Annotated in this window: 6 protein-coding genes; 1 reads left to right on the top strand and 5 read right to left on the bottom strand. The window is 33.1% G+C overall.

Annotated elements, in window-relative coordinates; translation table 11 throughout:
- Window positions 1-62: 62 nt before the first annotated feature.
- The 5 genes from ACRBBL_RS27395 to lpdA all read right to left on the bottom strand — a co-directional run bounded on the left by ACRBBL_RS27395 (window position 63) and on the right by lpdA (window position 3,167).
- The gene (locus tag ACRBBL_RS27395) at window positions 63-248 is read right to left on the bottom strand and encodes a hypothetical protein (protein ID WP_431372299.1); all 186 of its coding nucleotides are present in this window, start codon (window positions 246-248) and stop codon (window positions 63-65) included.
- A 175-nt stretch (window positions 249-423) separates the two neighbouring features.
- Complete coding sequence (locus ACRBBL_RS27390) at window positions 424-621, bottom strand: hypothetical protein (RefSeq protein WP_431372298.1); 198 nt, start codon at window positions 619-621, stop codon at window positions 424-426.
- A gap of 147 nt (window positions 622-768) precedes the next feature.
- Window positions 769-1,074 (bottom strand): DUF3817 domain-containing protein, encoded by a 306-nt coding sequence (locus ACRBBL_RS27385; RefSeq protein WP_431372297.1) that lies wholly within the window; start codon window positions 1,072-1,074, stop codon window positions 769-771.
- Between the two features lie 2 nt (window positions 1,075-1,076).
- Complete coding sequence (locus ACRBBL_RS27380) at window positions 1,077-1,712, bottom strand: hypothetical protein (protein ID WP_431372296.1); 636 nt, start codon at window positions 1,710-1,712, stop codon at window positions 1,077-1,079.
- 63 nt (window positions 1,713-1,775) lie between these two features.
- Window positions 1,776-3,167 carry a dihydrolipoyl dehydrogenase gene (gene lpdA / locus ACRBBL_RS27375; RefSeq protein ID WP_431372295.1) on the bottom strand — a complete coding sequence of 464 codons (1,392 nt, stop codon included), beginning with the start codon at window positions 3,165-3,167 and terminating at the stop codon, window positions 1,776-1,778.
- A gap of 797 nt (window positions 3,168-3,964) precedes the next feature.
- On the opposite strand from lpdA, the gene ACRBBL_RS27370 reads away from it, so the two are divergent.
- Window positions 3,965-5,044 (top strand): hypothetical protein, encoded by a 1,080-nt coding sequence (locus ACRBBL_RS27370; protein WP_431372294.1) that lies wholly within the window; start codon window positions 3,965-3,967, stop codon window positions 5,042-5,044.
- Window positions 5,045-5,096 lie beyond the last annotated feature (52 nt).

Here is a 5,096-nt window from a genome sequence, read left to right as displayed (position 1 = left end):
AACTCCATAAAAAAGTCGGAAGAAAAAACTCCCGACTCTTATACAATTAATAACTCTTGCTTTTATGCTATTTGACAATATCCCCAATAACAGAAAAACTGTTCATATTCCATTCCTGGTAATGAATTCAGAATTTGACAATCACCATGGTTGTAACATTGCATTCCTGTATTTCCTCCGTTAATTACTGATTGCTCTTTTTTGTTCAATTCTTGAACACCTTTTAGTTTTAAAATGCTTTTTTTCATGATATAAATTTTGGTTAAACATATATCAAATGAAGAAGAAATAAACGACTAAAAAAACATACCTTACCTTAAATTGGATGATTTAAGACATGAAATTTAAGCTGAACTTGCATTAAAAAATAAAGTAGCCGGAAGAAAAATCTTCCGACCATAACTGACCGAAGTTCACTTATTTTTATCTTGGTCCACAATGATGTAAAGAGCGACAACCTGGTCCTTGACTTACAAGGTCGCATAAGTGATTGAATTTTGAAAATCTACTCCAATATCCACAGTCAGCATTGGTTTCATCACCGCCATGTACTTTATTGGCGTCTAAATTAGAGATTGATTTTTTGTTTAAGTCTAATGAATTAAGCTTCTTTTTTTTCATAATATGTGATTTTATAATTAATTTTCTAAAAATCACATAAATGCAGATCAGAAGCAATAGACAATGCAAATGCGCCATGTTTTAATTCATATTCGAAAATAGGGTGGATAAGAAATATGAAAAAAAGAATCCTTTAATAGGTAATGTTTACTTTGCTCGAAGGTATTTTTTCTCCACATAAAAAGTAGCAAAAGGAATCAAAGAAGCCACAAACAAAACACCAAAACTTTTTTTAGACCATTTTTGTTCTTCGGTTACCAAATAGGCAAACAATACATAAGCTAAAAATAAAACTCCATGTGACATTCCTACAATTTTATTTGGCATTGGCATTTCCATAAAATACTTTAAAGGCATGGTGATAAAGAAAGCGATATATGAAATTCCTTCTAAAATAGAAAGGAGTCGAAACCTTTTAAGTGTACTTGTTTCTTTTTGAACTGGTTCTAACATAACTATTTAATACTGTTTTTAAGTTTATTCATTCCGTAATGCAATGTTTTCATAAACATAGTTTCGTCGCGCACGTCACACTTATAGCTTACAGAGTCGTAATACAAGAGTTTTTTTAATACTATATCAAAAACAAATATTCGAATACTATTTGAGAATTTTTTATCTATTACGTATGTTCTGACTTCTACAAATAATTGTTTTGAATTATTGAGGCTAGGAATTGTTAATTTATCTACTGCATTTGCATCTTGATTATTATGACGAATATCTGTTGTATAAAACATGATATCATTATAATTTTTATTTAATAGAAGTGTTTCATCAAGATAAGTAGATTCTGGAAAGACTTTTTGGACTACTCTTTTTGCAGTTTTATCAATGGCAAAACGAATTGAATCTTTTTCTAAAGAATCCATACGAGTGTGAATCATGGTATACGTTGCAGTGTATGATAAATTTGATAGATCGTTTAGTCTATTTACATCAAATTTACTATCTCTATCATAAATCTTTGCATCTTCGGCACAAGCAACTATAACAGGTAACTTAGACCTTTTCTTTATCTTAGACGTGCTTTTCGTTCCAGTGCAAGCAACCAAGACAATTCCGATAAGGATAAAAGCGATTTTCTTCATTTAAATACAAATTATAAAGTATAAAAAAAGCCGCTCAAACGAGCAGCTTTTCAATATATGTTATTAAATGTGAATGACTTCATCATACGCATCGGCAACAGCTTCCATAACCGCTTCACTCATCGTTGGATGCGGATGCACTGCTTTCAATACTTCGTGTCCTGTAGTTTCTAACTTTCTACCCAAAACGGCTTCTGCAATCATATCTGTTACACCAGCACCAATCATATGGCAACCTAACCATTCTCCGTATTTTGCATCAAAAATTACTTTTACAAAACCTTCTTTATTTCCTCCAGCACTTGCTTTTCCAGATGCTGAGAACGGGAACTTACCAACTTTAATGTCAATTCCTTGCTCTTTTGCCTGCGCTTCAGTTAAACCAACAGACGCAATCTCAGGAGAACAGTATGTACATCCCGGAATATTTCCATAATCTAAAGCTTCTACATGCATTCCCGCAATTTTCTCAACACATAAAATTCCTTCCGCAGAAGCAACGTGTGCTAAAGCTTGCCCAGGAGTTACATCTCCAATTGCGTAATATCCAGGAATATTTGTTTGGTAATAATCGTTCACTAAAATCTTATCTCTATCCGTTGCAATTCCAACAGTTTCTAGTCCAATATTTTCGATGTTCGTTTTAATTCCAACTGCCGAAAGTACGATGTCAGCTTCTAATACTTGCTCACCTTTCTTCGTTTTTACAGTTGCTTTAACACCATCGCCAGAAGTATCAACCGAAGTCACTTCTGCAGAAGTCATAATCTTAATACCACTTTTCTTAAACGAACGTTCCAATTGTTTAGACACATCTGCATCTTCCACAGGAACAATCTTAGGCATATATTCTACAATCGTAACTTCCGTTCCCATTGAGTTATAAAAATATGCAAACTCAACCCCAATAGCTCCCGATCCAACTACGATCATCTTCTTTGGTTGTGTTGGCAACGTCATTGCTTCACGGTATCCAATTACTTTCTTACCATCTTGTGGTAAACTTGGCAACTCACGTGAGCGTGCTCCAGTAGCAATAATAATATGCTTTGCGCTATATTCGGTAACCTTACCATCTTTATCAGTAACGTCTAATTTCTTTCCAGCTTTCACCTTTCCAAAACCGTTAATTACATCAATCTTATTCTTTTTCATTAAGAACTGAACACCTTTGCTCATTCCATCGGCAACGCCACGACTACGTTGTACAACTGCGTCAAAATCCTTATCGTATTCCTTCACAGACAGTCCGTAATCTCCAGCATGTTTCAAATATTCAAAAACCTGTGCTGATTTCAATAACGCTTTCGTCGGAATACATCCCCAGTTTAAGCAAACTCCACCAAGACTTTCTTTCTCAACGACTGCGGTTTTAAACCCTAATTGAGAAGCTCTAATGGCAGTTACATATCCACCAGGACCACTTCCTAAAACGATGATATCGTATGTACTCATATCTTAAAATTTAGTTGTCTAATTTTCGAAGTGCAAATTTACGGAATTCTGCTTTAAGAATAAACTATATGTACTTGTTTTTGATTGTTAGGCACGCTTTGCTCTTAGATTGTTAGACTTGCTTTGCTTTTAGACACGCTTGCGCTTTGGTATTCTGTGTCTTTGTCAATCTGTCAATTTGTTTTTTCGTTCATTTCGTATACTAATCTCATTCAAGAATTTTAAAGTACGTTTATTGTTACTCTCAAATTGATACAATAAGGAAGTTCCCTTCCGCTACGCTTCAGGTCGCGCTATTCGCTACAAGTCCGCGCTCGCACACTCGCTGTGGGCTTTCCACTGCTATCGCTAACTCGGTTTCGAAGTACGCTTTTTATTTGATACACTACATGTCAATTCGAGCGCAGTCGAGAATACTTAGTATTTTATCTTTTGTTGATTTGTCTTTTATTCTCTAAACGTCAGTTCGAGTGTTTTTGTCATATCGAGCGCAGTCGAGATAGGCAAAAATGTATCGAGAAAAGCTTAGAAAATCAAAGTACTTCTCGATACAAAATTTCTACGAAATTTCACTCGAAGTGACGTGTAGTATTATTTTGAAACTGATTGTCATTCCTGCGTAGGCAGGAATCCATGCTAAATTAAAAGAATAACGATTGTTGTTTTCAGGTTTTTGACTCTTTAATTATGTTTTAACACTCAAAACCTAAACCCTTTTTTTGTAGGAAATGTAACATTTAACTACATTGTAGCAACTAACATATTGTAATAATAGTTGAGATATGGAAAAGTCGAATTTGGTAATAGATAAGGAAGTAGGTGAAGTTTTTTTGAATGGAGAAGTTATAGGTTCGATAGGAATAAGTAATATGAATGACCCTAGGTCTATTATAACCATAGAAAATATTGATGATTTGTCAAACCTAGGTCGTTCAAATTTTGAAGAGCTTCAATTTGATTACATTGAAGTACCTTTAAAAAAATATAATTTTTATAATTTCGATTGGTTAGGAGAGTATTTATCTATATCATTTGTTGAAGATGAATCACCTGAAATATGTTTAAGCATTAATCTTGAAAAATGGGATATGTCATTTTCTTATGGAGATTTTATAAATAGACTTATATTTAAGTTAACTAAAGAATATTCTTTTGAAGTATTAAAGTTTGACGATAAGAGTGTGATTTTTTTTCTGTATTTAACGCAAAAAGAAAAAGAACTTAGAGATATTAAAGCTTATTATTATGCTAATTTGAAAATTTTCAAATTAGCATTTGATATTATAATCTTAGAATTATCTCCAAACCAAAATACAAATCAACAAAACCTATCAAACACTTTCACCTTCCCACCAGAAATTCAAAGTTCCTGCGAACAATACCTTATCTATTTCGCAACCTTTCTAAAAGATATTGGCATCAATGCAGAAACGAATATCGAATCCAAAGCACATAAAACTTTATTTACCGTGATTCCAGCAAATGGAGAAGAAGCATTGGACAAAATCAAAGAAGCCTTACAAATATATTTATCACTTCCTGAAAGCCCAGAATTTGAAACTGTAGCTGCTGAATTTACAGATGTTGGTGTGCAACAATTGGTTCTTCAAGTTACCAATTTTAAATCTCAATTGATGTATGCTAAAGCAACGATACAGCTGAAAGATGAAATTATACAATCGAAACAAATTTCAATAGAGAATTTACAACTCACAAATTACCAACAAAAAGAAATCATTCAGTCACATCAACCCAAAGAAAAAAACGAAGAAAAATTAGTAGGAGATTTGGTGAAAGTCAATGAAGTTAAAGTAATAGGTCTTACTTTTGATTTACCAGAATTACTAAGACGAATAAAAAGGAAATTTAAAATATAAAACGCTAAATGTAAAATATAAAAGTATTTTTCCCAACACCCAACACCCAACA

This window comes from Kordia sp. (assembly GCF_050633145.1).
Lineage (GTDB): Bacteria > Bacteroidota > Bacteroidia > Flavobacteriales > Flavobacteriaceae > Kordia.
The sequence above is the reverse complement of the archived record's forward strand: the minus strand, read 5'-3'. Positions and strand labels throughout refer to the sequence as shown.

What these genes read in the sequence shown, in the direction of transcription:
- ACRBBL_RS27395 (WP_431372299.1), bottom strand. Translation starts at nt 248, where the DNA reads ATGAAAAAAAGCATTTTAAAACTAAAAGGTGTTCAAGAATTGAACAAA.
- ACRBBL_RS27390 (WP_431372298.1), bottom strand. Translation starts at nt 621, where the DNA reads ATGAAAAAAAAGAAGCTTAATTCATTAGACTTAAACAAAAAATCAATC.
- ACRBBL_RS27385 (WP_431372297.1), bottom strand. Translation starts at nt 1,074, where the DNA reads ATGTTAGAACCAGTTCAAAAAGAAACAAGTACACTTAAAAGGTTTCGA.
- ACRBBL_RS27380 (WP_431372296.1), bottom strand. Translation starts at nt 1,712, where the DNA reads ATGAAGAAAATCGCTTTTATCCTTATCGGAATTGTCTTGGTTGCTTGC.
- lpdA (WP_431372295.1), bottom strand. Translation starts at nt 3,167, where the DNA reads ATGAGTACATACGATATCATCGTTTTAGGAAGTGGTCCTGGTGGATAT.